The sequence below is a fragment of the Anaerotignum faecicola genome, assembly GCA_024460105.1.
Lineage (GTDB): Bacteria > Bacillota > Clostridia > Lachnospirales > Anaerotignaceae > JANFXS01.
Genome location: JANFXS010000039.1, coordinates 1 through 662 on the forward strand (window position 1 = coordinate 1; position 662 = coordinate 662).

The 662-nt window shown below is 47.4% G+C and carries 1 protein-coding gene; it reads right to left on the minus strand.

Annotated features, from left to right (window positions below; all coding sequences use genetic code 11):
* Nucleotides 1-662 (minus strand): HAMP domain-containing histidine kinase (locus NE664_12605; GenBank protein ID MCQ4727477.1); only part of this gene is annotated, 662 nt, incomplete at both ends.

A 662-nucleotide genomic window follows, 5' to 3' on the forward strand; every position in this document is an offset into this window, starting at 1 on the left:
TCTCCTCGCACGTTCCCTCGAAGGAAGCCGCCGTGTCCTTAATCACCCGGTTGATATCAAAATTCGTGCGGTTTAAATATCCCTTGCTGTCCAGTGTGTTCAGCGTCAGCATCCCCTGTGTCAGCTTGTTCAGCCGTTCGGTTTCTGTGATTACCCGCGTCAAGTACTTTTCATACATTTCCGGAGGGATCGTTCCATCCAGAATGGCCTCAAGGTACCCCTTGATAGAGGTCAGGGGAGAGCGGAAATCGTGGGACACGTTAGCGATAAACGTCTTCTGGTACTCTTCCATCTTGTTCAGTTCGTCTGACATGTAATTTAAGGTAGCCGCCAGATATCCCATCTCATCTCTGGTATTAACATCGATATGATGGGTCAGGTTCCCCTGCGCGTATTCGTTTGCTCCTGCTGTGATTTTTTTCAGCGGAAAGTAAACGGTTTTTGTAAAGACGAGAAGGATAATCAGGGAAAAACCGAATACGACGGCCAGCGTAAGGTATACAATATTTAAAATACCGTCTCTTGTGTTCTGCAGGACGGACAGGGGCATGTGGATGACGACATAGCCGTAAGTCGTGTAATTCCCGGTGATGGGGGCATGGACGCTCAATACATCATAAGTGAACTGGTCATAGAAGGTACCGATGGTATATGATTTATTG